Genomic DNA, 22,036 nt, shown 5'->3' on the forward strand with positions numbered 1-22,036 from the left:
GCCAGCCGCCCCGGCAGCTCCCGAGGTAGAGTCCCGCCGCCGACCTGTCTCCGCCGGAGCCCCACCCCATGCCCGCCGCCTCCCTGCTGCTCGCCTGGCTCACCGTCGCCAGTCCGCCTCCCCAGGCGCCCGCTGCCCCTCCCCAGAGCGTCTATGCGCTCGAGGACGACGCCTTCGTGGCCCAGGCCCAGGAGGACCTGCGCCAGCTGGAGCGCTACGCCCAGGGCCTCAGGCGGCTGTCGGAGGAGGTGAAGACGTCGCGCGCGCTGTATCTGCAGAAGCAGAGCGAGCCGTATACGCCGGACCAGAAGCAGCGCCTGCTCACCACGTGGGCCGCCTTCTTCGACTACTTCGTCTCCACCGAGGTCATCCGTCAGCGCTACTGGGACTTCGTGAAGGAGCCCTTGCTCACCCAGCCGAAGAAGCACGCCTGGGGCTTCCTGCTCACCCACGGCGCGCTCACCACGGAGCTGGCCCACGGCCTGACGTTCGCGGAGCTCACCGGAGGCCGCAAGCAGTTGGAGGTGCTCCTGGACGAGCCCGCCCCCGAGTACGGCCTGCCCGCGCGCGCCTTCGCCCGCTTCAAGGAGAAGGTCATCCACGTGGGCACCACCACCCAGCTGCTCACCGGGGACGGCTACAAGCAGCAGCTGCGGCCCCTGCTGGTGAAGGCCGGCGCGCTGGATGCGCCGCGCGTCCCGTGGGTGATGCAGGAGATGAAGCTCAACAGCGAGGTGGCCAAGGGGCTGCTCATCAAGCGCGGCCCCGTGCTCTTCGCCAAGGCCGCCACGGACCTCACCCAGGACAGCGCCCAGCGCGCCTTCTTCCCCGTGCAGCGCGCGGTGGCCGAGTGGATGGGCGACACGCGCGTGCACCGCTCCGGCCAGCCGCTCATCTCCCGCGCGCAGGTGCAGGCGTTGCTCGAGCGCATGGAGCCCGGTGACATCCTGGTGGCCCGTCAGAACTGGTACCTCTCCAACATCGGCCTGCCGGGCTTCTGGCCGCACGCGGAGCTGTACGTGGGCACCCAGCAGGAGCTGGCCGCCTACTTCGACGAGGACAAGGACGTGAAGGCCTGGCTCGCGACGCTCGAGGGCAAGCCCCAGAGCTTCACCGGCCACCTGGCCACGGCCTTCCCCACGAAGTGGGCCGCGTACAACCAGACCGACACGCATGGGGATGCCCTGCGCATCATCGAGTCCATCAGCGAGGGCGTCAGCTTCACCGGCCCCGAGCACGGCATGCGCGTGGACTACCTGGGAGTCATGCGCCCCCGGCTGACGCGCGTGGACAAGGCGCGCGCAATCCTCCGGGCCTTCGGCTACCAGGGCCGCCCCTACGACTTCGACTTCGACTTCTTCTCCGACCAGACGCTGGTGTGCACGGAGCTGGTGTGGAAGTCCTACGCGCCCTCGAAGGAGCTGCGGGGGCTCTCCATCCCCCTGGTCGACGTCGTCGGCCGGCGCACCCTGCCCGCCAACGAGCTGGTCCGCCTCTTCGACGCCGAGTTCGGCCGGGAGGACCGCCAGCTGGACTTCGTCGCCTTCCTGGACGGCCGGGAGGGCGAGGGGCTCGCGAAAGAGGCGGACGCGGCGGCTTTCCGTTACAGCTACCGCCGCGCCAAATGGGACATCGCCCAGGAGTAGACACGCAATGAAGGAAGACGTGGCCCAGGACATGCTGGAGCTGTCCGCCCAGCTCTTCGAGCGGATGATTTCCCAACAGCAGGCGAAGGTGTTGCGGCTGGCCCGCGAGGCCGTCCCCAACATCACCCCCGAGGAGCTCCGCAATCCCCACGACTTTCCCCAACTCAAGGAACACCCGACTTTCGAGTTCGAGGACGGAATCCTGGCGGGGTTGATTTCGGCCCAGATGGGGCTGCGCGCCGAAATCAAGGGGAGGCTGCCCTATGCGCCGCCCACCTTCTGACGCTCGGCCGCCTGCCTTTGCTGTCGGGCTCGTCGTGGGTTAGTGGTTGCCGCCGTGAGCATGACCACAGGATTCAGCCCGCCGCTGGCCCGGGAACGGTTGGTGTCGGCGCTGGCCGCGGAGCCTCCCCGCCTGGACCTGGCGGCGCTGGCGATTGCCACACTGGACAGGCCGGAGCTGGACGCGCCGGCGTGTCTGCACATGCTGGACGTGCTCGCCTGCCGGGTGCAGGTGGAGGCGGAGCGGCTCCACGACAAGGGCGAGGCGCTGGCCCCGCTGCGGGCGCTGCGTCACGTGCTGTCGGACATCGAGGGCTTCCGGGGCAACGAGGACAACTACCACTCGCCGGAGAACAGCTTCCTGGACCAGGTGCTGGAGCGGAAGCTGGGCCTGCCGATAACGCTGTCGGTGGTGTACCTGGAGGTGGCGCGGCGGGCGGGAATCCCGCTGTACGGGGTGCCCTTCCCCGGCCACTTCCTGGTGGCGCACGACGCGGGGGACCACAAGCTGGTGATGGACCCGTTCCACCAGGGGGACATCCTCACGGAGCACGGCTGTGAGGAGCTGCTCAAGCGCGTGGCCCCGCAGCTCAAGTTCGACCGCTCCATGCTGGCGCCCGCGCCGGTGGAGCTGATTGCGTACCGGATGCTGTCGAACCTGCGGCGGGTGTACCTGGGCCGCGAGGACCGCGAGCGCGGGCTGGCGGTGGTGGACCTGTTGTTGCTCCTGGCGCCGGACCATCCGGGGGAGCTGCGCACGCGCGCGGCGCTGCTGGCGAACCTGGGCGCGTACCGGGCGGCGCTGCGCGACGTGGAGCGCTGCCTGGAGCTGTCCCCCGAGGCGCCGGACCGTGAGCGGCTGGAGCTGACGGCGCAGGAGCTGCGCGAGCGCGCGGCCCTGCTCAACTGATTCCGAAGGGGCCCGACGCTGTCGCGGGCCCCGCAAGCGAGTGCCCATGTCCCGGACGGTGAAGCCCTGGCTGCGACTGCGCCAGGGAATGGAGCATGACTACCAGGTGCTGACGGTGCGCGAGGACCAGTGGGCGGACCCTCGCACGCACCTGGAGCACCCCCGGGTGCGGGTGGACTGCGCGGACTGGGTGAACGTCATCGCGGTGACGCCGGCCGACGAGCTGGTGCTGGTGCGGCAGTTCCGCTTCGGCACGGGCGCGGACACGCTGGAGGTGCCCGGCGGCATGGTGGACGAGGGCGAGGACCCCGCCGTCGCCGCCGCGCGCGAGCTGGAGGAGGAGACCGGGTACGTGGCGGGCCGTGTGATTCCGCTCGGCTGGGTACACCCGAATCCCGCGCTGCAGGACAACCGGTGCTTCAGCTTCCTGGCGCTGGATTGCGTGAAGGTGCATGCGGGGCAGCAGGACGAGGGCGAGGACATCGCGGTGGAGCTGCACCCGCGCGCGGATGCACCCAGGCTCATCCTGGAGGGACGCATCACCCACTCGTTGGTGGTGGGCGCGTTCTTCCTGGAGCGGCTCCGCGCGGAGGCGAAGACGCCGTAGGGCTCATCGACGCTCGCAGCCGCAGCCGCAGGCGTCGAAGAAGGGCGTCTCCCCGGGGGCGCAGACGAAGAGCATGTGGCGGCAGTCCGTCGGGTCCTTGGAGAGGGAGCGCCGGTCCGCGCTCGCGCCGCAGCGCGCGTGGGACTCCTCGGCCACCAGTGTCCGAGGCATCTCCGAGGAGCCCTCGCCCGCACTGCAGCCGACGCCGAACACGGCCGCGAGCAGGGCCAGGGCGGAGCGGGTCGTCCTGTCGTTCAGCACCCTTCCAACCTCCTCCCTGGCCGAGGACACCCTCGGGCGTACATGGCCCACTCAACATGGGAGTCCCCTCCGACAAGGGGGAGCCCCGAAGGGCACGGGTTCAGGGTGTGACGTGTGGGGGGACACAGTCGCGACGTCCCGCAGCGGACAGTGGCTTGCCCGCACGGGAGCGTGGGCGAATGACGCGGTCTGACCATGCATGCGCGAGCTCGCGGCGATACCGGTGAACGGCTCGGGTGCGGTCTCCGAAGTGGACCTGCCGCGAGAGGGGGGCGTCAGGGACATGCGCTCCCTTGGGCCCCTTGCGCCGCGAGGGCCGACGGGCTGACGCGTCTTCGCGGGCGCCGCGAAACGGGCCCCGATGCGGTGGGAACGCTTCGCATGCTCGCGCCCCCTCTTTTCGAGAGAGCCGACCGTCCGACCAGCGGAGGGCGAGCCGATCTTCTTCATCGGCTCGAGCCCGCCGCTGGGAAGCAGCGACGAGCGCCTACCGCCCGGAGCGCTTTCGGGCGGTACGCGAAGACGCGGTGGTCTTCTTCACCGGCTCGCGCTCCCATGTCCCCGAGCGGCCGCCGGACTTGTGCTCCAATTGCACCGCGTCCAGCACCATGCCGCGGTCCGAGCTCTTGCACATGTCATAGACGGTGAGCGCCGCCGCGCACGCGGCCGTGAGCGCCTCCATCTCCACGCCCGTGCGGTCCACGGTGCGCACCGTCACGCGGACGGTGAGCCCCTCGACCACGGGCTGGAGCGTCACCTCGACACCGGACAGCGCGATGGGATGGCACAGCGGGATGAAGTCCGGGGTGCGCTTGGCGGCCATGATGCCCGCGAGCCTCGCCGCCGCGAGCACGTCCCCCTTCTCCATCTCCCCCGCGAGGATGCGCTCGCGCGTCTCGGCCTGCATGCGCAGAAGCCCCGTCGCCACCGCCACCCGCTCCGTCTTCGGCTTCGCGCCGACGTCCACCATCTTCATCGCGCCACCCCACGGGCCACGGCCTGGAGCAGGTCGTCCACCACGTCGTCCGGGTCCTCCAGTCCCACGGAGACCCGGATGAGGCTCTCGCGGATGCCCGCCGCCTCGCGCTCCTCGGGCGTGAAGCGCCGCGCGCTCGCGCTGGCCGCGTGCATCACCAGCGTGCAGACATCCCCCAGCGAGGGCCCGGGCCGCCCCACCTTCAGCGCCTCCAGGAAGCGCATGGCCTCCGGTCGCCCCGCGCCCCGAATCTCGAACGACACCATGGGCCCGCCATCCTTCAACAGCTCGCGCGCCACCGCGTGGTCCGGGTGCGTGGGCAGCCCCGGGTAGATGACGCGCTCGAGCAGCGGCGACTCCGACAGTCGCCTCGCCACATGGGCCGCGTGCTCCGCATGCGCCTTCATCCGCACCGGCAACGTGCGCAGCCCGCGCAGCGTCAGCCACGCCTCGAACGGCCCGAGCACATCGCCCGCGAGGATGCGCGCGGCGCGCAGCACGTCGATGCGCTCACGCGAGCCGCTCACCGTGCCGCCCAGCGCGTCGCTGTGCCCGTTGAGCCACTTGCTGGTGGACTGCACCGCGTAGTCCGCGCCCAGCTCCAGCGCGCGCTGCCCCATGGGTGAAGGGAACGTCGCGTCCACCGCGAACGCCGCGCCCACGTCGTGGCTCGCCTTGGCGAGGACGCGCAGGTCCGCCACGCGCAGGAGCGGATTGGTGATGCTCTCCGCCAGCACCAGCCGGGGACGGAGCTCCCGGATGCGCGCCGGAGCGTCCGCGTCCGTCAGCTTCAGCGCGTGCAGCTCCACGCCCAGCGCCGCGCACAGCTTCTTGTAGAGCGCACGCGTGACGCCGTAGCCGTCGGCCGGCATCACCAACCTGTCCCCGGGACGCAAGCCCTGCGCCTCGAACAGCGAGCGCAGCGCGGCCATGCCGCTGGCGTAGGCCACACAGGCCTCGGCGCCCTCCAGCGCCGCCACCGCCTCCTCCAGCAGCGTGGTGTTGGGCGCGCTGATGCGGGCGTAGGCGTAGTCCTTGCCGTCCAGCGCGCCGTCCAGGTCGTCACTGCTGTCGAACCAGCTCACCGCCGCCACGCAGATGGGCGGCGAGACGGGCACCGCATTGCTCCCCGTCAGCCGCGTCCCGGCGTGCACCGCCAGCGTCTTCTGCTTCGTGCTCATGAGAGAGGGTCCTCGGGTCCGTTCCCGGGCGCATGTGTCCCGGCTCGACGCGAAAAAGGCCGGCCCGCTCGTGTTCGGAGCGGACCGGCCTGGAGCATGCGTCACGCGGCGCTGCGCGGGCTAGCTACTCGCCGTGCTCGATGAGCCAGCGCTCGGCGTCGATGGCCGCCATGCAGCCGGTGCCCGCCGCCGTGATGGCCTGCCGGTAGTAGCTGTCCTGCACGTCACCACAAGCGAAGACGCCGGGGATGTTCGTGCGGGTGCTGCCCGGCACCGTCTTGAGGTAGCCGCCCTGGTGCGTCTCCAGGATGCCCTGGAACAGCTCCGTGTTCGGCGTGTGGCCGATGGCGACGAACAGGCCCGTCGCCTTGAGCAGCTGGCTGTCGCCCGTCTTGAGGTTGCGCACCACGGCGCCGGACATCCCCTTCGCGTCGCCCTGGACCTCCTCCACCGCGGAGTTCCACAGGAAGGAGATCTTCGGGTTGTTGAGCGCGCGCTCCTGCATCACCTTGGACGCGCGCAGCGAGTCGCGCCGGTGGATGAGGGTGACGTGCTTGACGATCTTCGCCAGGTACGTGGCCTCCTCCATCGCCGTGTCGCCTCCGCCGACGACGAGGACCTCCTGGTTCTTGAAGAACGCGCCGTCACACGTGGCGCACGCGGACACGCCGCGGTTCTTGTACGTGTCCTCACCCTTGACGCCCAGCCACTTGGCCGTGGCGCCGGTGGAGATGATGACCGTCTCCGAGCGCACGCGCAGGCCGCTCTCGCTCTCCAGCAGGAACGGGCGCGAGCTGAAGTCCACCTTCACCACGTTCTCCATGTGGATGACGGTCCCGAAGCGCTCCGCCTGCTTCTGGAAGCGCTCCATCAGCTCCGGGCCGGTGATGGCCTCCGGGAAGCCCGGGTAGTTCTCCACGTCCGTGGTCACCATGAGCTGCCCGCCCGGCACGCGCTGGGGGTGCTCCAGCGTGGGCCCACCGGCGAACACCACGGGCTCCAGGTTGGCACGCGCGGCATAGATGGCCGCGGTGTAGCCCGCCGGCCCCGAGCCGATGATGGTCACCTTGTTGATCTTCTCCTCCGCCACGGGTGGCTCCTTCCCTCTTGTCTCGTTGAGGCCGCGAAGGTACCAGAGGCCCTCGGGCGCGTGATACGAAGCTGGCCTCATGGATGCCGAGCTCCTCAAGAAGGTTGCGCTGTTCGAGGGTTTGACCCAGGGCCAGCTCGCCAAGGTGGCTCAACTCGGCCAGACCAGGGACTACCCTGCGGGCGCCTTCCTCTTCCGCGAGGGGGAGTCCGGCCAGGAGATGTTCGTCATCTCCCGGGGCAAGGTCCGCATCTCCAAGTCCGTGCCCGGCATCGGCGAGGAGGCGCTCGCCATCCTGGAGCCCGGCCAGTACTTCGGTGAGATGGCGGTAATCGAGGACTCGCCCCGCTCCGCCGACGCCATCGCCCACATCAGCTGCGCGGTGTGGGTCATCGAGCGCTCCAAGCTGGACCAGCTCATGTTCACCGACAAGGACCTGGCGTACGTCCTGCTGTGGACGTTCGTCCGGACGCTGAGCGAGCGACTTCGCGAGACGAACGACAAGATCAAATCGTTCTTCGCCATCTCCCGCTTCTGAGACAAAGCCTGGACACGGGCGCTCGTCGGGCAGCAGGCCCATGGCGGGGCGGTGACAGTCCGCCGGACGGGCCGCTGTCGCGCGGGTCGGGATGGGTAGGCACCGCACGCTCCAGGTAGAGACAGCGGGCACACGCCTTGCTCAATCGCCGCGCCGGTGAAGGTGGGCGGGACGGGGTGGCGGATGGGCGAGGCGTGGGCGGCGGACGAGGTGGTCGAGGAGTCGAGGGGCGCGCGAAAGGGAGTGGACGCCGAGTCCTCCCGGGAGCGGCTCTTCCGGTTGGGAGCGCGGGCACTCACGGACCCGGAGCTTCTGTGCGTGGCATGGGGCGTGGCCTCGGGCTCGCGCGGCGCGATGGAGGCGGCCCTCGCGGTGTTGAAGCGCTGCGGGGGGCTCAAGGCGCTGTTGCAGGCGGAGCCTGTGGAGCTGGCCCACGTGCCGGGCCTGGGGCCACGGCGGACGGCGCAGGTGCTCGCGGCGCTGGAGCTGGGAAGGCGCGCGCAGCGGACGCCGGAGCGCAGGCCCCGGCTGCGCTCTCCCCGGGAGATCCACACGTACCTGACACCGGGCCTCACGGGGTTGAGGCGCGAGGTCTTCCACGTGCTGTGCTTCAACACGCGCAACGTGCTGGTGCACGACGCGCGGGTGGCGGAGGGCACCATGAACACGTGCCCGGTGGACCCGCGGGAGGTGTTCGCCGCGGCGCTCGTGTCGCGGGCGACGGCCATCGTCCTGGCGCACAACCACCCTTCGGGAGACCCGGAGCCCAGCGTCCAGGACGTGGCGCTGACGCGGCACCTGGTGGCCGGCGCGAGGTTGCTCAACGTGAAGGTGCTGGACCACCTGGTGGTGGGCGACGGCGGCTTCGTGTCGATGTTGGAGCGAGGCCTGCTCCCGGACGGGGAGTGGGAGGCGAAGCGGGAATGGAACGCGGCGGGAGGACGTGGGTGATGGCGGGATGTCTGGTGGGGCTGGTGCAGGTGGAGCTGCTCGAGGACACGCGGGCGCAGGTGGTGCGGCTGGAGGGCGGCCGGGCCTGCGTGGTGGAGCGGGCAGCGCTCCCGGCGGACGCGCGCGAGGGGGACGTGGTGGTGGACGGCCGCGTGGAGCCGGAGGCCACGGCGCTGAGGGTGTTGGAGGTGGCGCGGAGGAGGGCCCGCCTGGCCGTCCCCGTGCCGCCGGGGCTGGAGCTGTGAGGGGTGGCGGGGTGTGGTTTGCGTTGACGGCTGGACCAGGATGGTGGACATGCGAGCGATGTCGGTGGCCCTGCCCTACTTCGAAGAAGCCCAGCAGGGCCTGGTGCGCCACTTCGGCCTGACGCAGTTCCGTCCGGGACAGGCGGAGGTCATCTCCACCGTGTTGTCCGGGCGCAACACCGTGGTGGTCATGCCCACCGGCGCCGGCAAGAGCCTGTGCTACCAGCTGCCGGCCACGCTGCTGCCGGGGCTGACGCTGGTGGTGTCGCCGCTCATCGCGCTGATGAAGGACCAGGTGGAGCAGCTCACCGCGCGCGGCATCTCCGCCACGTTCATCAACTCGTCGCTGACGGACCTGGAGCGGGCGGAGCGGATGCGCCGGCTGCGCGGCGGCGAGTACAAGCTCCTGTACGTGGCGCCGGAGCGCTTTCGCAGCGCGAGCTTCGTGCAGATGGTCACCGACGTGGGCGTGGACCTGCTCGCCGTGGACGAGGCGCACTGCATCTCCCAGTGGGGCCACGACTTCCGGCCGGACTACGCGCTGCTGGGACAGGTGCGCAAGCGGCTGCGGCCTCCGCGCACCGTGGCGCTCACCGCCACGGCCACGCCGGAGGTGCGCGCGGACATCGTCCGGGTGCTGCTGATGAAGGAGCCCCGCGAGTTCGCCATGGGGTTCGACCGCCCCAACCTCTTCCTCGGTAAGCAGGAGGTGGGCGGGGACACGGACCGGCACGAGGCGTGCGCGCGCCTGGCGGCGCTGGGGGGCAGCGGCATCATCTACTGCTCCACCCGGAGGGCCGCGGAGGGCGTGTTCTCGGAGCTGCACGGGCGCAAGCTCAAGGCGGTGCTGTACCACGCGGGCATGGAGGACGACGCGCGCCGGCGGGCGCAGGACACCTTCATGTCCACCCCGGACGCGGTGGCGGTGGCCACCAACGCGTTCGGCATGGGCATCGACAAGCCGGACATCCGCTTCGTCGCGCACGCCAACATCCCGCGCGCGGTGGAGGCGTACTACCAGGAGATAGGTCGCGCGGGCCGCGACGGTGGGGATGCGCGGGCGGTGCTGCTGTTCAACCACTCGGACGTGTACACCCAGGAGCGGCTCATCCAGGGCAGCCACCCCTCGGAGGCGGTGCTCGCGGACGTGTGGGGCGTGCTCCAGTCGGTGGAGGAGTTCGAGCGGGGCGTGCACGTGCTGGCGGGCATGGTGAACGCCAGCGAGTTCGAGGTGTCGGCGGCGCTGCGCATCTTCGAGCGCGCCGGGAAGCTCGAGCGCGGAGGCCGGGGCGAGGGCGAGCACGGGGTGCTGCTGACGGAGAGGGCCCAGGCCGCGCACCCCCACTCCCCGGACGCGCAGCGGCTGCTCAAGTCGCTCGTGGAGACGTTCCCCATCGGCCGGCAGGCCACCACGGAGCTGACCATCCTCGCGCGCCGCGTCGGCCTGTCGGTGGACGAGACGCGCCACGCGCTGGGGCTGTTGGAGAAGGCGGGCGTGGTGCGGGTGCGCAGGCCCTTCTCGGGGCGCTCCATCCGCGCGCTCCTGCGGATGCCCTTCCGGGAGCTGGGCATGGACCTGTCCCACGTGCGCGAGCAGGAGCGGCAGAACCTCCAGTTGCTGCGGCGGATGACGGACTACGCCTACGCGGACCGGGACTCCCGTTGCCGGCGCGGTGCCATCCTCCACTACTTCGGCCAGCAGGACGTGGAGACCTCCTGCGGCAACTGCGACGTGTGCGCGCCCGCGAAGATGCCGGTGCTGCTGTCGGGCGGGCCGTCCGCCTCGCGCGCCCGCGCCGCGGCCGCCGCGCCGCTGGTGACGAACTACAGCGAGCTGGCCTCCACGGAGCTGCGCCGCTGGCGCAAGGAGCTGTCGAAGGATCTGGGCGTCGCGCCCTTCATCATCTTCAACGACGCGACGCTGCTGGGCCTGGCGGCGGCGCTCCCCATCGACCGGGAGGGCTTCCTCACGGTGAAGGGCACGGGGGAGAGCCGCTGGGAGCGCTTCGGGCCCAAGGTGGTGGAGATCTGCCTCATGGCCCGCGCCGCGGGACACGAGCCGCAGGTGGCGCCCATGGCGGCGGCGCGCGCGAAGAAGCCTCGCATCCGTCGCGCGCTGGGCACCGACTGACGGAGGGCCCCTGGGCTCAGGCGCCCCGGGCGCGCCGGGAGAGCAGGTGGCGCAGGGTGCCCATGACGGTGCCCACCACCAGCGCGAGCAGGAAGATGACCGCCACCGTGGTGAGGCCGAAGACCAGGCGGACCGCGTACTCGGGGATGCGCCCGTTGAAGTACGCCGTGCGCAAGGGCTCCATCGCCCCCATCAGCTCCAGGGCCCTGGCGGGCAGCGAGTCCAGCGACAGCGACAGCCGCTGGAGGAAGAGCGAGGGGAAATAGCGCAGCGCCACCTCCACCACGACGCCCACCAACAGGTAGAGCGCCGACAGCAGGAAGGCGTTGCCCCACATGATTCGCAGCAACGGGGACTCGGGCCCCGAGCCGGGGGGAGGATTCCTCACGCTAGCGGGCCGCTTTCTTCTTGAGGGACGGCAGAGCCTTCTTCACGCGGCCCGCATCCTCGCTTCCTCCGGCCAGTCGGAGGAAGGCCTCATAGGACTCCACCGCCCGGGGCAGCTCCGCCGACTCGCGCACCAGCACGTCCGCCAGCGCCAGGTGCGCCAGTCCGTCCGTGGGCTCCAGCTCCACGGCCTTCAAGAGCGACGCCTTGGCCACGGGCTCCTGGCGCTGCTTGAGCGCCACCATGCCCAGCGCCAGGTGCGAGCGGCCCTGGTACGGCGCCAGCCGCACGGCCTCCTCCGCCGCCGTCCGGGCCTCCTTCACCGCGCCGGCCCCGAGCAGCACCCGGGCCATGGTGGCCTGGGCGAAGGCCTTGTCCCAGACGGTGGGCGCGCGCGACGCCAGGTCCTCCAGCGTCCGCGCCGCGGGACGGCCTCCGCTGGGCAGCTGCGCGTAGAGCTCCCCCACCCGGCCGCAGGTGGCATCCGGCCCCTCGCGCCGCGCCGCCGCGAAGGCCGCGTCCGCGTTGTCCGGGTTGCCCTGGCGCAGGAACGCGTGGGCAATCTCGCAGAAGGTGTCCGGGTCCTTCGGGTTCAGCTTGTTGGCGCGCTCCAGCGCGGAGAAGCCGCCCTTCGCGTCGCCCGAGGCGAAGAAGATGGCGGCGCGCAGCCGGTGGGCCTCGGCGTCGTCCGGCGCCAGCTTCGCCGAGCGCCCCACGGCCCCTTCGGCCTCCTTGCGACGCCCCGAGTGGAAGAGCGCCAGCGCGAAGCCCTTGTGCGCCTCCGCGCTGCCCGGGTTGTCGAGCTGCCAGGTCTCGAACTGCTTGAGGGCCTCCGGCGTGCGCCCCAGGGCCAGCAGCGTGCGCCCCAGCGCGTCACGCGCCTCGCCGTGCGAGCCGTTGCGCTCCACCGCCTGCGTCAGCGGCTTGAGCGCCATGTCCGGCAGGCCGCGCGCCAGCATGAGCCGGCCCAGCGAGCACGACGCCTCGTAGTCCCGGGGGTCCTTCTGCGCCTCCTCGAACTGGGACTGCGCCTTGTCGAAGGCGCGCTCACGCCAGTACACCTGCCCCAGCGCCAGTCGCATGTCGTTGCGCGGGCGCTTGCTCGCGGCCAGCGCCTTCTCGAGCAGCTCGCGGGCCTGCGCCGCGTTGCCCTCCGCCGCGTCCGCCAGCGCGAGCAGCGACACGGCCTCCGGCGGGTAGCGCTCGTTCACCCGCGTGCGCGCGAGCTCCGTGCGGGCCCGCTTCCAGTCTCCGAGCCGCGCGTACGCGGTGCCCCGCACCAGCGCCACCCTGCGGCCGCCGTCCGCCTCCAGGCGGGTGAGCACGTCGCGCTCCCTGTCCCGGTCCAGCAGCGTGCGGCCCAGTCCCTCACGGGCCTCGTCGCTCTTGGGTTGCAGCTTCAGCGCCGCCTCGTACGCGGACTGCGCCGCGTCCAGCTTCCCGGCGGCCCGGCTCGCCGCGCCCTGCGCGAGCTGGAAGTCGAAGGCCAGCGGCCCCTGCGTGCCCTTGGCGAGCAGCGCGCGGGCCTCGTCGTGCTTGCCCACGGCGGACAGGAGCCGGCCGTGCACCAGTTGCTGACGAGCGCCGAGCGCGGCGGGCAGCTCGGGGCTTCCCGCCAGGGGCGCCACGTCCGAAAGCGACGCCTCCAGGTCCTGCTCCAGCGCGAGCCGCGCCTCGGCCTGACCGATGCGCGCCACGGGGTGCTTGGGGGACTTGGTGCGCGCCTTGCCGAACATCTCGATGGCGTGCGGGAAGTCCTCGGAGGCCAGGTAGTAGCCACCCAGCGCCACCAGGGCGCGCACGTTCGACGGCGAGGCCCTCAGCGCGCGGTCGAAGCGCTCCAGCGCCTTCTTCTCGTCCTTGGCGGCCAGCAGCAGGCTGGCGGCCAGCGCGTGGACCTCCGTGCTCTCCTCCGTCGCGGCGAGCAGCGCGCGGCGCGCGGGCTCGCGTCCCCGGTCATCCGCCACGAGGACGTTGGTGGCGAGCGCCAGCCCCGGCGCGGCCTCCTTCACGCCGGGCTTCTCCAGGGCCTCCAGCGCCTTGAGCCGGTCATCCGGGGACAGGCCGTGGTCCGCGAAGAGCAGCGCGTGCGTCCAGGCCTTGAGGGCCCACGCGCGGCTGCTGCTCTCGTCCATGTCCAGCGCCCGGTCCAGTTGCTGCAGCGCCCCGTCCAGCGACGCGCGCGTGTCCTGGGTGATGAGGTCCTCGCTCCTGGCCAGGGCCTCGTTCAGCGTCTGGCCACCCGTGGCCGCGCGGATGCGCACCACGCCGACGATGACGGCGATGACCACCATCAGCAGCGCGGCGGCGCCGGCCACCTTCACGCCGTTGCGCTTGAGGAAGGACGTCTTGGCCGCCTCGCGCGCCAGCTTCTGCCGCAGCTCCTTCTCGTAGGCGGCGGTGAGCGCCTCGGTGTCCTGCTTGGGAGCGCCCGCCTTCGCGCGGCCGGTGGCGTCCGAAGCGTCGGGCAGGTCCTCCAGCAGCGAGCGCTTGGAGCCCGAGCCTCGCGCCTGGGGCTGCGCGCGCGCGACGACGGGCGTGGCGGCGGTGGGCTCGGGCGGAGGCAAATCCCCCAGCAGCCCGCCCGACGCGGCGGGGACCACGGGCTTCGCGGTGGTGAACTCGCTGGAGCGCAGCAGTGCCTGCTCTTCGTCCGACTCGGTCGAGTCGGTGGACGCCGCGGGGACCACCGGCTTCGCGGTGGTGAACTCGCTGGAGCGCAGCAGCGCCTGCTCGCTGGTCTCGTCGGACACCGCGCCCGCTTCAGGGGACGCGCCGGGGCCGCCCTCAAAGGCGGCCGGGTCCAACGCCTGACCATCCTGGGAGGAGCCAGCGTCGGCGCCCTCCCCCGCCGGCGCATTCGCGTCCGGGGAGCGGGCCCCATCCTCCTCGTCGAAGAGGGACAGCTCCAGGCTTGGAAGCGGAGTGCCCGTCGCGGGCCGCAGCACCGGCACCTGCCGGTCGATCAACCCAAGCGAATCAGACAACGGCGCCGAGGCCTCCGCGTCCGACACTTCGCCCGGAGCACCCGCTGGAGCCTGAGCGCCCTCCTCCGTCGAGGGCGCAGCATCTCCGTCCGGAGCCCCCGCCTCCGCCGGGCTCGCGGCCCCACCCGCCGCGGCGGCGCTCGCCAGGTCCGCGGCGGCCCGCGCGCCCGCGCTCTTCGCGGCCCCAGGTCCCGAGGCACTCGCGGCCTTCGCGGCGTCCCCGAGCGCGGCGGCGCGAAGCCTCGCGGCCGCCATCGGAGACGCGGCGGCGTGAGCACTCTCGGCGCTCTCGGGCCTGGCCGCGTCGGGCTCGGCCTCACCCTCTTCGGGCGCGGCCTTCTCCAGCCCCATCAGGTCCGCGAAGACCGGCGCCGGGCCACCGGCCAGGGCCTGCTGCGCCTGCTCCAGCCACAGCTTCACGCGGCCGTCATTGGGCTGCAGCGCCACGGCCTTGCGCAGAATCGGCAGCGCCGAGCGGTACAGCCCGCGCTGGAGCAACACCTCGCCAATCAGGTTGTAGGCGTAGGGGTTGTCCTTCTCGATGGCGATGGCGCGGTCGAACTGCTCCATCGCCTCGGCGGGGCGGCCCAGTTGGATGAGCGCCTTGCCCCAGAGCACCCGGCCCACCGTCGAGGACGGATGGTGCGAGACACCTTGCTCACACACCTCGATGGCGCGCGGCGCGTCCCCCTTTTCCAGCAGGGCCTTGGCCAGTTCGACGAAAACGGAAGAAGTGGGGTCCTGCCGGAGGAGCTGCTCGTAGCGCTCCACCATCGACTTGGCCATGAGGGCTTGCGACTCCGGTGCTCGGGCGGGGGAGCCGGACCATAGCACCCCGCCCTCGTCCGGGGCGGGCGCCGGATGCTACCGTCCCCCTCGTGAATCGCCTGCCTGCCCTTTTCCTCGTCCTGGCCCTGTCCGGGTGCGCAACCGTATCCAAGAAATCCAACCTGGAAGAACTCAAGCCCACGGTGGAGCAGTTCCATCAGGTCATCCGCTGGAAGGACTTCCGCTCCGCGGCCCGCTTCATCGTCCCGGAGAAGCGCAAGGCGTTCACCAAGGCCCGCATCGCGCTCAACGACGAGCGGGACTTGACCATCACCGACTACGAAATCGAGGACGGGCAGCTGTCCGAGGACGGCACGCGGGCCTTCATCCAGAGCCGCATCCAGTGGATGCGCCTGCCCTCCGCGTCCGAGCACGTCTCGGTCGTCACGTCGGAGTTCGTCTACCAGCACGGCACGTGGCTGCTGGAGCGTCAGGACGAGGGGCCGTTCGCGGACGAGCTGCGCTGAAAAAGAAACCGCCCACCGACTCGGGGCCGGCCGAGGCGGTGGGCGTCGGGAACTCCCCAATGGAGTGCCCTACAAGAATCCGCCCATCGGCTCGGGGCCGGCCGAGTCGATGGGCGTCGGGAGCTCCCCCATGGAGCGCCCTGACATGTGAGCGGGGCGACGGTGTGTTGAACAGGCCCGCGTCGCCGCGCGGTGACGCCGGCCACTAGAGCAATGGCGATGCCACGCCCCGCGCACCGGGCAGCCCGCATCGCATCACCTGGAGATTCAAGGGCTTGCGAGGAGGGCGCGCCGACAGTCCTGGGGTGGGGCCGTCGGGGTCCTGACACTCGTGTCAGAGGGTCCAGCCTTCGGCGTCGTGCCAGGCACGACAACCGTGTCAGGGGACCCTCGGACTTTCCTCCGGGGAGTGGTGGCTACTCGCCGTTCACCGCGCGGATGGTCTCGCGCATGGAGTGGCGGGGCTTCCAGTCCACGTCCCGCACCCAGCGGCTGCCGTCCACGGCGCACAGGAACTGGATGTGGTCCAGCTCCGGGGGCGGGAAGTTGGCCAGCCGGTACTTGAAGAGCATGCCCAACAGGGGCCGGGCCACCGGGTGCGGCACGGGGATGGGCGAGTTGCCCAATTCGCGCATCACCGCGGACAGGGGCACCTCGCCCGGGCCCACCACGTTGTAGACGCCCTTGGGCTCCGGCCGGAGCGCGGCCACCATGGCGCGGGCGACGTCCTCCACGTGGATGAGCTGAACCATCGGGTCGAAGCCCGCCATCATCCACGGGTGGCGCAGGCGCAGGTAGTTGGAGGGCGCGTTCTTGATGGTGGGCCCGACGATGTGCACGGGCCGGAGAATCACCGTCTCGATGTGTGGGTGCTTCCAGAAGAAGCCATGCGCGAGCATGTCCACTTCAATCAAGTCGCGCACGCCGGAGAAGCGGCTGGCCGCCATGAGCGGCGCGTCCTCGGTGAGGAAGTTGGAGTTGTCCGGGCTGGGTCCGTAGACGTTGGCCGAGGACAGCACCACCACCTTCTTCACGCCGTACTTCGCGCAGTACTCGAGCAGCCGCGTGGTGCCCACGACGTTGAACGAGTGGTGCTCCTCCTCGCTCATGCGCGGGTCATGCATGATGCCCATGTGGATGACGGCGCGGACCTCGTTCTTGCGGAAGACGTCCTCGGCCTTCTTCTTGCGCAGGTCCAGCTCGTACATCTCCACGTCCTTCGGCCGGCCCACGAAGGGGCGCCGGTCGATGCCGATGATGCGCTCGTGCTTGTGGAGGAGCTTGGCGAGGGTGCGGCCGAGGTTGCCGCTGATGCCCGTGACGACGACGGCCGGTCTCATGGTTGCACTCTCTTGGTCCCGCGACTCCGGGCGTAATCGCTCACCAGAACACCCCGCGGCGCTCCTTGAGGCCCTGGTGGAGCATGGACTGGATGGCCGCCTTCACGGTGCGGACCTTCTTGTCCAGCTCGCTGTCCTCGTCGTCGGGGCGCCCCGAGAAGTGCATCGGGTCCCCGAAGTAGATGCGGTACTTCGTGGGCAGCGGGAAGGGCACGCCCGTGGGGGTGATGGGGAACGACGGGAAGCCCAGCAGCTTCGCCACCGGCTTGAGGTCCATGAGCGCGGGGGCCTGCTCCTCGGCGCCCACGACGGCCACGGGGACGATGGGCGTGCGCGTCTCCAGCGCCAGGCGCATGAAGCCCAGGCCGAACTCCTGGAGCTGGTAGCGCTGGGGCCACAGCTTGTTGATGCCGCGCAGCCCCTCCGGGAAGACGAGGATGGCCTCGTCGGACTCGAGCAGCCGCCGGCAGTTCTCCGGCGTGCCGACAATCTGCCCCATGCGCGCCATGAAGGTGGAGACGTACGGCAGCGAGGGCACCCACTTCTCCACCATGCTGCGCATGGCGCGGGGGGGACTTGCCTCCAGCATCAGCGACACGCCAATCATGGCGCCGTCCAGCGGCAGCTGCCCGGAGTGGTTGGACACCAGCAGCACGCGGCCGGCGGGGACCTTCTCGACGCCGAAGGTCTCCACGCGGAAGTAGTTGCGGTAGAGCCACAGGAAGGGCGCCACGGCGGACAGGCTGAAGTCCAGGTTGTACCCGAAGGGGTCCACCCCGTACTCGTTCTGCGGCCGGGCCAGGGCCTGCATCCGTTCCTTCTGCTCGTCGTTGGCCAGGCGGTCGGTCCAGTCGCGCAGGCCCTTCTTCACTCGGTCGCCGAGTCGCTCCAGCATGGTCCCGGCTCTTTACACCACCGGCCCTTCCACCGGGAGTGGAGAAACCCTCCCCCGCGCCGGGCCCGGGCCCGGGGACGTGGCGTTGGGCTCCGGACAGTCCGTGAAGGGCGGCCATCCCCGGGGATGCCGAGGGGCTGGCGCGACCGGGGTGCGCCTGGGTGTAGGCTCCCGCGGGAGGGGAATGCGCGACGGGCGGGGCCGTTTCGTCGCGTGGACGCCGATGGGGCCCTTCATGGACAGCCGGGAGTGCACTGCGTGACGGGAAGGGTGTGCGCCATCGACTCGCGTGAACGGATGCGCCGGGGGTCCCTTGCGAGCGGGGAGTGACATCGCCATGTCCCGCCCTGCATGCGCGCGATGCTCGTCCTGCTGGCCCTGGCGTGGTTCTGCGAGGGGTGCGCCATGACGGCGTCGTCCCTCGCGGTGTCGCCGCGGCGGGCGCCCGTGGAGCAGCGCGCGCCGGTGTTGCTGGTGCACGGCATCGGAGACGACGCCAGCGCCTTCGACGCCCTGCGCGGCCGGCTGGAGCAGGAGGGCTGGCCGCACGTCCACGCCATCTCCCTGGTCCCCAACAACGGCAGCGAGGGCATCCCCGCGTTGGCGCGGCAGGTGGCGCGGGAGGCCGAGGCGCTGCGTGCGCGCACCGGCGCCCGTCGTGTGGACGTGGTGGGCTTCAGCATGGGCGCGCTGGTCAGCCGCTACTGGGTGCAGCTGTTGGGCGGCAGGCTGGTGGTGCGGCGCTTCATCTCCATCTCCGGGCCTCACGCGGGCACGGGCCTGGCGTTCCTGGGACGCGGCAAGGGCGTGACCCAGATGCGCCCGGGCAGCCGGCTCTTGCGCGCGCTCCAGCAGGACCCGCGCCCCTGGGGCGCCACGGAGGTGCACAGCTTCTGGACGCCCTGGGATTTGACCATCCTCCCCGCCTCCAGCTCGCGGCTGCCCGGCGCCAGCGAGCGAAGGTTCCCCGTGCTGCTGCACCCGTGGATGCTCACGGACCGGCGCGTGCACGACGCGGTGGTGGACGTGCTCGGCTCGCCCGCGGTGGCGCGCTGAGGCTCAGACGCTCGCGGACAGGCGCCCGGCCGCGTCGCGCAGGGTGACGACGTCGCACTCCGAGCGCAGCCAGCCGAAGACTTCGCGCAGCCGCTCCAGCTTGCGCGCCGCGCCGACGCGCAAGTCCCGCTGCTGGCGCACCAGCTCGCCGGGGATGCCGTCCGTCGCGTCGAGCACGTCGACCCCGTGCAGCTCGAAGTTGAAGAAGGGGTCGCGTCGGCACGCGCGCCAGGCTCCGCGCAGCGAGCGCAGGGGCAGCGTGGTGGCGAAGGTGCCGATGAACGGGAAGCGCAGCGCGGGCGTCACCGCCATGGGCAGCTCCAGCACGGAGCCTGTGCCACGCCGGTAGGGATTCGCGGGGTCCGGCCGGTACGGCGCGCGCGGCGCGAGCAGCACCCGGGGCGTGTCGAGCACCGAGCGCGAGGGCCGGCCGACCAGGGCCAGCGCCCCCATCACCGCCGCCTTCGCCGCGTAGTACGGCGCGGCCGGGAAGGCGGAGGAGCCGTACTGGTAGCCCAGCGCCTGGGTGGCGGCGTAGAGGTCCGCGTTGAGCGTGTAGCCCGGCGCGCGGAAGCCCACCGGGCGCGTGCCCGTGGCCTGGAGGATGGCGTCATCGGCGCGGCGCAGGTCCGCGAGGATGGCGTCCGGTCCCCGGCGCGTGAGCGCGTAGTCGTGGGCGTGGCTGTGGCTCGCCACCTCGATGCCCGCCTCGTGGGCGGCGCGCATGCCGGCGGCGGCGACGGGGTCCGACTCCAGGTCCTCGCCGATGGCGAAGAAGGTGCCGGGCACGCCCAGCGCGTCCCACAGCTCGCGGAAGCGAGGCACCGCCACCTGGTGCACCAGCGAGCGGGCGCGCGCGTCCAGGAGCGACTCCGGCAGCCCGTGGATGCGGCAGTAGTGCGGCAGCGAGTCCAGGTCGACGGAGATGGACGCAATCCTCGTCACGGCGCGCCCCCTGCTTCGCGTCAGGTGCCGCGCACGCGGATGACGTAGAACAGCTTGCCCACGTTCTTGAGCACGTTGGGCACGCGCTTGAAGAGGTGGATGGACGGCTGGCGCTTCTCGTGGAGCTGGATGGGAATCTCCATCACCTTCAGCCCCTCGCGCCACGCGCGGATGACGAACTCGCTGGCGAACACGTCCATGTCCACCACGCACTTCTGGATGACGGGCAGGAGCGCCTCGCGGCGGAAGGCCTTGAGGCCGTGCGTGTCCGTGCCCTGGAAGCCCAGCGTCACCTTGAGCAGCTTGTTGTGCACCCGCGTGGCTGCGCGGCGGATGAGCGGGCGCTGGTCGCTGGCGCCCTTGGCCGCCTTGGAGCCCACCACCATGTCCGCCTCACCCCGCTCCAGCCGCGGCAGCGCCGCGTCGTAGAAGGTGACGTCGCACAGGTCGATCTCGTCGCAGATGACGTACGTGCCCCGGGCCATGAGGATGCCGGCCTTGAGGGCGACGCCGTAGTTGGGACGCTCGGAGTGGAACCAGCGCATCCGAGGGTGCTTCGCGCACAGCGCGTCGAGGATGCTCGTGGTGGCATCCTTCGAGCCGTTCTCCGCGAAGATGATTTCGTAGTCGAGCCCACGCGCATCCAGCCCCTGGCGCAACTCCTCCGCCGCCGAGGCGATGATGGACTCCTCGTTGTAGACCGGGATGACGACGGACAGGTGCGGTGCCATGGAATCACGTCCGGACGAGCGACAGTCCGGTCCGCCTAGCATGCCGCGCGGCACCCGTCGACAAGATGCGTCGGAAGTCGCAGACGTCCGTCAGCCGTTCAGCGTCCGGGCACAGGCCCGCCCGCCGAGGATGGCATCCTCCATGGACGAGTACTCCCACTGCCCGTAGCGCCCCGCCGTCTGGATGCCGGCGTGCTCCAGGAAACGGAGGATTTCCGCCTTCGCTGGACCGTAGGCCTCGTCGTAGAGGACATACGCGTGGGGAATCTCCCGCGCGTGGGCGAAGAGGACGTCGTCCGCGGAGTGGATCATCTGGGAGCGCAGCAGGTCCTGCACCGCGTACTTCTCGGCGGTGGCCGGGGCCAGCTCGCCGTGGTGGCTGTACTCCACGTAGAAGGTGGACGTGTCCCTGGGCGCCAGCGCGTCGTAGACGGCCGACGGCGAGCCGATGCGGTACGTGTGGAACTCCGGCTCCGGCAGGTAGATCCAATGCCAGGGCTGGCGGTTGGGCCCGCGCGCGGCCACGGCGACGTAGGTGACGGTGGTGGCGCGAAGGCGCTTCGCCGCGGCGACCACCTCGTCGGGCACGCCCGAGGCCCCTTGCGCGAGCAGCCGCACCAGCCCCGGCAGGGACACGGAGGAGACGAGGCCCGAGTACGACAGCGTCCGGCCGTCGTTCAGCACCACCTTGCGCGCCTTCCAGTCGATGGAGGTGGGCTCGGTGTTCAGGCTCAGCTCGCCGCCCTTCAGGTCGCGCAGCATGGCGCGCGCCAGGCTCTCGATGCCGCCCTCGCGCGGGTAGAGGAAGGACGCGTTGTAGCCCACCGCGTCGCTGCCGGCGCCCAGCGCCCCGTCCACCACCTCCTTGAGCGAGGGGCGCGGCACGAAGCGGCCCACCCAGGCGGCGGACATCTCACGCGGGTGCACCGTCCAGAGCTTCTGGTTGTAGGGCACCATGAAGTTCTTCGCGAAGCCCTCGCCCATGTAGCGGAGGATGAACTCCTCGAAGTCGCGGGGCTCGCGCTCGCGCAGGGCGCGGCCCTTCTCGCCGTAGATGGCGTCCACGTAGCCGATGAGGTTCTCGGAGACGACCTCGGGCGGCAGCCCGTGCGTGTTCACCTGGTACGGGAAGCGGGTGAAGACGCCGCGCGTGAAGATGCCCGCCTTGCGCTGGATGCGGACCATCTGCCCCGGCAGCCACCGCGTGTTGACGAGCTCCTGGATTTCAGGGTCGCGCAGGTGGAGCCAATGGCCGGTGGGGTCGAAATAACACCCGTCGATGACCTCGGTCTTGATGAGCCCGCCGACGCGCTCGGACTTCTCGATGAGGCGCCAGGGCTTCTGGAGGAAGTGGGCGGTGGACAGGCCCGCGAGCCCCGCTCCGAGGATGACGATGGGTTCCATGGCGGGTCGGTCCTACCACCTCCTCCCGGTGAGGGGGGAGCCGAACGCGCGGTGGGCGGAAACGCGGAGCCGACGGGGCCCTCGGATGCTCGCCTGGGGAGGCGGGGGCGGAACAACGCCCCCAGTGCGGGCTTGCGCGTTCTTTCCGGGCTGGAAACGCCTCTGCTACCCTGCGCCG

At 71.2% G+C, this 22,036-nt stretch carries 21 protein-coding genes; 10 read left to right on the forward strand and 11 right to left on the reverse strand.

Translation table 11 applies throughout. The features are described from left to right. The first annotated feature begins 68 nt into the window (after positions 1–68). The 4 genes from VZQ01_RS07470 to VZQ01_RS07485 are packed head-to-tail and all read left to right on the forward strand — an operon-like array spanning position 69 to position 3,445. Positions 69–1,646, forward strand: a complete 1,578-nt coding sequence (locus tag VZQ01_RS07470) for a YiiX/YebB-like N1pC/P60 family cysteine hydrolase (protein WP_223784963.1) — start codon at positions 69–71, stop codon at positions 1,644–1,646. A gap of 7 nt (positions 1,647–1,653) precedes the next feature. Further along, the gene (locus VZQ01_RS07475) at positions 1,654–1,929 is read left to right on the forward strand and encodes a hypothetical protein (protein ID WP_046712155.1); all 276 of its coding nucleotides are present in this window, start codon (positions 1,654–1,656) and stop codon (positions 1,927–1,929) included. A gap of 60 nt (positions 1,930–1,989) precedes the next feature. Next, entirely contained in the window at positions 1,990–2,838 is an 849-nt protein-coding gene (locus tag VZQ01_RS07480; protein ID WP_223750574.1) for a SirB1 family protein, read from the forward strand. Positions 2,839–2,884: 46 nt separating this feature from the next. Continuing rightward, positions 2,885–3,445, forward strand: coding sequence for an NUDIX hydrolase (locus VZQ01_RS07485; RefSeq protein WP_223784964.1), 561 nt, complete (start codon positions 2,885–2,887; stop codon positions 3,443–3,445). Positions 3,446–3,448: 3 nt separating this feature from the next. Here VZQ01_RS07485 and VZQ01_RS07490 read toward each other — a convergent pair whose 3' ends face one another. The 4 genes from VZQ01_RS07490 to trxB all read right to left on the reverse strand — a co-directional run bounded on the left by VZQ01_RS07490 (position 3,449) and on the right by trxB (position 6,953). Continuing rightward, positions 3,449–3,706: a hypothetical protein gene (locus tag VZQ01_RS07490; protein ID WP_223750572.1), complete on the reverse strand. Its 258-nt coding sequence runs from the start codon at positions 3,704–3,706 to the stop codon at positions 3,449–3,451. Positions 3,707–4,193: 487 nt separating this feature from the next. Then, positions 4,194–4,682, reverse strand: coding sequence for a cyclic pyranopterin monophosphate synthase MoaC (gene moaC / locus VZQ01_RS07495; RefSeq protein WP_223784965.1), 489 nt, complete (start codon positions 4,680–4,682; stop codon positions 4,194–4,196). Continuing rightward, complete coding sequence (locus VZQ01_RS07500; RefSeq protein WP_426747353.1) at positions 4,679–5,863, reverse strand: trans-sulfuration enzyme family protein; 1,185 nt, start codon at positions 5,861–5,863, stop codon at positions 4,679–4,681. Before VZQ01_RS07500 ends, moaC begins: the two co-directional genes overlap by 4 nt. A 124-nt stretch (positions 5,864–5,987) precedes the next feature. Continuing rightward, positions 5,988–6,953 carry a thioredoxin-disulfide reductase gene (gene trxB / locus VZQ01_RS07505; RefSeq protein WP_141328451.1) on the reverse strand — a complete coding sequence of 322 codons (966 nt, stop codon included), beginning with the start codon at positions 6,951–6,953 and terminating at the stop codon, positions 5,988–5,990. 79 nt (positions 6,954–7,032) lie between these two features. Here trxB and VZQ01_RS07510 point away from each other — a divergent pair, with 79 nt between their 5' ends. The 4 genes from VZQ01_RS07510 to VZQ01_RS07525 all read left to right on the forward strand — a co-directional run bounded on the left by VZQ01_RS07510 (position 7,033) and on the right by VZQ01_RS07525 (position 10,818). Beyond that, positions 7,033–7,491 (forward strand): cyclic nucleotide-binding domain-containing protein, encoded by a 459-nt coding sequence (locus tag VZQ01_RS07510; protein WP_223750569.1) that lies wholly within the window; start codon positions 7,033–7,035, stop codon positions 7,489–7,491. A 183-nt stretch (positions 7,492–7,674) separates the two neighbouring features. Further along, complete coding sequence (gene radC, locus VZQ01_RS07515) at positions 7,675–8,442, forward strand: RadC family protein (RefSeq protein WP_223750568.1); 768 nt, start codon at positions 7,675–7,677, stop codon at positions 8,440–8,442. Then, a complete protein-coding gene (locus VZQ01_RS07520) occupies positions 8,442–8,687 on the forward strand; it encodes a hypothetical protein (protein ID WP_046712148.1) in 246 nt (81 codons plus the stop codon). Before radC ends, VZQ01_RS07520 begins: the two co-directional genes overlap by 1 nt. 40 nt (positions 8,688–8,727) lie before the next feature. Next, positions 8,728–10,818 carry a RecQ family ATP-dependent DNA helicase gene (locus VZQ01_RS07525; protein WP_408891201.1) on the forward strand — a complete coding sequence of 697 codons (2,091 nt, stop codon included), beginning with the start codon at positions 8,728–8,730 and terminating at the stop codon, positions 10,816–10,818. 16 nt (positions 10,819–10,834) lie between these two features. Here the strand turns inward: VZQ01_RS07525 and VZQ01_RS07530 are convergent, their stop codons facing one another. Continuing rightward, on the reverse strand, positions 10,835–11,155 hold the full coding sequence (locus VZQ01_RS07530; RefSeq protein ID WP_223750643.1) for a hypothetical protein: 321 nt from the start codon (positions 11,153–11,155) through the stop codon (positions 10,835–10,837). A gap of 52 nt (positions 11,156–11,207) precedes the next feature. After that, positions 11,208–14,978: a tetratricopeptide repeat protein gene (locus VZQ01_RS07535; RefSeq protein ID WP_426747354.1), complete on the reverse strand. Its 3,771-nt coding sequence runs from the start codon at positions 14,976–14,978 to the stop codon at positions 11,208–11,210. 185 nt (positions 14,979–15,163) lie between these two features. Here VZQ01_RS07535 and VZQ01_RS07540 point away from each other — a divergent pair, with 185 nt between their 5' ends. Then, a complete protein-coding gene (locus tag VZQ01_RS07540; protein WP_248544997.1) occupies positions 15,164–15,487 on the forward strand; it encodes a hypothetical protein in 324 nt (107 codons plus the stop codon). A gap of 416 nt (positions 15,488–15,903) precedes the next feature. Here VZQ01_RS07540 and VZQ01_RS07545 read toward each other — a convergent pair whose 3' ends face one another. Together VZQ01_RS07545 and VZQ01_RS07550 are read right to left on the reverse strand one after the other, a co-directional pair. Then, positions 15,904–16,827: an SDR family oxidoreductase gene (locus VZQ01_RS07545; protein ID WP_223750564.1), complete on the reverse strand. Its 924-nt coding sequence runs from the start codon at positions 16,825–16,827 to the stop codon at positions 15,904–15,906. 40 nt (positions 16,828–16,867) lie between these two features. Beyond that, positions 16,868–17,722: a lysophospholipid acyltransferase family protein gene (locus tag VZQ01_RS07550; protein WP_141328441.1), complete on the reverse strand. Its 855-nt coding sequence runs from the start codon at positions 17,720–17,722 to the stop codon at positions 16,868–16,870. 351 nt (positions 17,723–18,073) lie between these two features. Between VZQ01_RS07550 and VZQ01_RS07555 the strand changes: the two genes are divergently transcribed. Next, on the forward strand, positions 18,074–18,778 hold the full coding sequence (locus VZQ01_RS07555) for an esterase/lipase family protein (RefSeq protein ID WP_223750563.1): 705 nt from the start codon (positions 18,074–18,076) through the stop codon (positions 18,776–18,778). Positions 18,779–18,781: 3 nt separating this feature from the next. Here the strand turns inward: VZQ01_RS07555 and VZQ01_RS07560 are convergent, their stop codons facing one another. The 3 genes from VZQ01_RS07560 to VZQ01_RS07570 form a co-directional block, all read right to left on the reverse strand. After that, on the reverse strand, positions 18,782–19,723 hold the full coding sequence (locus VZQ01_RS07560) for a polysaccharide deacetylase family protein (protein ID WP_408891203.1): 942 nt from the start codon (positions 19,721–19,723) through the stop codon (positions 18,782–18,784). Positions 19,724–19,743: 20 nt separating this feature from the next. Then, positions 19,744–20,454, reverse strand: a complete 711-nt coding sequence (locus VZQ01_RS07565) for a glycosyltransferase family 2 protein (protein WP_141328445.1) — start codon at positions 20,452–20,454, stop codon at positions 19,744–19,746. A 90-nt stretch (positions 20,455–20,544) separates the two neighbouring features. Next, the gene (locus VZQ01_RS07570) at positions 20,545–21,858 is read right to left on the reverse strand and encodes a protoporphyrinogen/coproporphyrinogen oxidase (protein WP_426747355.1); all 1,314 of its coding nucleotides are present in this window, start codon (positions 21,856–21,858) and stop codon (positions 20,545–20,547) included. Between the last annotated feature and the right edge of the window lie 178 nt (positions 21,859–22,036).

Origin of the sequence: Myxococcus faecalis (genome assembly GCF_050039385.1) — a bacterium.
Classification (GTDB): domain Bacteria; phylum Myxococcota; class Myxococcia; order Myxococcales; family Myxococcaceae; genus Myxococcus; species Myxococcus fulvus.